The organism is Deferrisoma sp. (assembly GCF_054681715.1).
In genome coordinates, this window is the sequence record NZ_BAAHFQ010000268.1 from 1 (window position 1) to 2,501 (window position 2,501).

General features: G+C 68.3%; 2 protein-coding genes and 1 riboswitch. Both genes read right to left on the minus strand.

Annotated features, from left to right (window positions below; genetic code table 11):
- Positions 1-722 (minus strand): ABC transporter substrate-binding protein (locus tag ACY0I8_RS17670; RefSeq protein ID WP_461395795.1); only part of this gene is annotated, 722 nt, incomplete at its 3' end.
- Between the two features lie 243 nt (positions 723-965).
- Positions 966-2,168, minus strand: coding sequence for a porin (locus tag ACY0I8_RS17675; RefSeq protein WP_461395796.1), 1,203 nt, complete (start codon positions 2,166-2,168; stop codon positions 966-968).
- A 110-nt stretch (positions 2,169-2,278) separates the two neighbouring features.
- A riboswitch (molybdenum cofactor riboswitch) is annotated at positions 2,279-2,398 on the minus strand.
- Positions 2,399-2,501 lie beyond the last annotated feature (103 nt).

A 2,501-nucleotide genomic window follows, 5' to 3' on the forward strand; every position in this document is an offset into this window, starting at 1 on the left:
CCCTCGTAGTTCACGTGGGGATATTTGGCCGGGTTCACCGCGATGATGCCGTAGGGGTTGGCGAGCGCCGGGTCCCCCTCGTGGACGACGACGAGGGAGAGCTTTTCGCGCATCGCCAGGTAGGTGCCCCGGTCGGAGAGGGCGTAGGCCCGAAGCTCCTGGGCCATCAGAAGAACCGCCCCCATGCCCTGGCCCGCCTCCTTGTACCAGGACCCCTTCGGCTTCACCCCCGCCTCGGCCCAGAGGTCGAGTTCTTTCTTGTGGGTGCCCGAATCGTCGCCCCGGGAAACGAACGGGGCGCCCGCCCTGGCGATCCGGCGGAAGGCCTCGGCGGCCGAGCCCGAGCCCCGCACGCCGGCCGGGTCGTCGGCCGGCCCCAGCACCACGAAGTCGTTGTGCATCACGTCGCGCCGGTTCACGCCGTGGCCCTCGGCCACGAACCGGTCCTCCGCCGGCCGGGCGTGCACCAGCACCACGTCCACGTCCCCATTGGCCCCGAGCCGCAGGGCCTTGCCCGTGCCCACGGCGATCACGTCCACCCGGCACCCCCAGGTCTCCTCGAACGGGGGCAGCAGCCGGGCCAGGAGCCCCGAGTTCTCGGTGCTGGTGGTGGTGGACATCCGGATGCGGCACTCCGCCCCGGCCGAGCCGACCCGGCCGGCGACCAGGGCCAGGGCCAGCACCAGCCCGCTCCAGGAACGGATCCATCGACGGTCTCGCATCGTTTTCTCCTTTTTGCGCTAGAAGGCTGGGAGGCTAGAAAGCTGGAAAGCTCAAAAGCGTTTTACTCACTCCAACGAAAGCATTGCCAGGCCCGTGCACCTTTCCCCTTGGGGCTACGGGGTGGGGGGCTGGTGGATTTTACCGCCGGGTGGCACCAAGGAGGCGTGGTTATGCTTGGAAAGCAGTGAGGTTTTCAAGCCTCCTAGCTTCCCAGCCTCCCAGCGTCCTATTAATAGCGGAAGTCAGAACGCCACCTGGTACTGGATCCGGAACCGATCCTCGGTCGTGGCCGAGCCCGGCCCGTCCTGGTCGCGGATCCGGAACCAGTCGGCCTGGATCTTGTTGCGATGGCCGTTGAAGAACGCGTTCAGGGCCACCCCGTAGGACTGGACCAGGTCGTCGGAGGCGTCCGTGTTCGGGTCGAAGAACTCGTACCGGCCGGCCACCTCCACCACATCCCTCCACACCAGGGCGCCCCCCTGCACATACAGGCCCGTGGCGGTCTCGTCGTCCACGCCGTCGGCCTTGGGGTCGATCCGGCGGCGATGGCCCTCTGCCCGGAGCGAGACCCCTTGGTACGCCACCCCCGCGAATCCCCCCACGCTCATCACGTCGCTCGTGCCCAGGGCCGTGAGCCTTCCGTTCAGGTTCTTGCGGGTGTGGCCCGCCACGTCGTCGTCGTAGGCCACCGAGGCCGCCAGGAACACCTGGGGTCGCTCGGGCCGGTTCAGGCTCGCCTCCCCGGCCAGGGGGCTTCCGCCCATGGGGGCCCACACGACCCGTCCCACGTACAGGTGACCGTCGCCCGAGTTGTTGCGGTTGCGTCCCTCACCGTTGAACACGCCCGCGTCGTAGGACAGCCCACCGGCCAGTTTGCCGTGGACCGTGACGCCCGTGTCCCGGTCGAACCGGAACGCTGCGTCCACATCACTTCGCTCCACGAATTGGAGGTTCGAAGCCGATACGTTCCACTGGACGCCGTAGGGCACCTTGTAGGCCCCGGCCTTCACGGCGAACCAGGGGGCGAATGCGTAGTCCCCGAAGAAATCGAACAGGTCCGCGCCCTTCTCGTCGCCCGAGTACACGTTCACGTACACCTTGTATTTCAGGTTCTCGCGGAACGCGTGCCCATCGAGCCCCACGCGCACGCGCTGCACCGAAAAATTGCTTAGGTTCTCGGCGTCTTCCAACTCCCGGAACGTGTAGCGCACCTGGCCGTAGCCGTAGATCCGGCCGGAGAACCGGCCGTCGCGGCTCAGGTAGGATAGGTGGTTCGGGGCCGCGGGCACGGCCGGGGCCTGCTGGGCCTCCAGCTCCTTGCGCTCGGCCGACGTGATGATGCCCTTCTGCTCCAGGCGCTCGAGCAGGTCGAACCGGGCCCACCCGGGCCGGACGCCCACTCCCAGGGTCGCCAGTACCGCCAGAACTCCCACGATCTGCCGCATCCGTTCCTCCTTTCCGTGATGGGTGAGCGGCGAATCCTCCAAACAAGAAGCGCCCCCTTTCCGGCAGGAAAGGGGGCGCGGGCGTGCCGGGCGGACCCCGCACGGGATCCGTCGGTCGCACCGCCTCCTTTCCAAGCGCGGGAGGCCGGGGCGTTTCCACCCCGACCCATCGGCGAACCGTCCGTGGGCCCCGAAGAGCCGGTAGGCCGGTCCGCTCGGAGACGACCGAATCCTATTCCGCCGCCCGCCCCGGGGTCAATCCGCCCCGGGGCGGGCGGTGCTGCAACCGCTACTTCTTTCGCTCGTCGATCACCCGCTTGGCCTTGCCCTCGC

Coding starts and splice junctions, on each gene's coding strand:
- ACY0I8_RS17675 (WP_461395796.1), bottom strand. CDS start 2,168: ATGCGGCAGATCGTGGGAGTTCTGGCGGTACTGGCGACCCTGGGAGTG.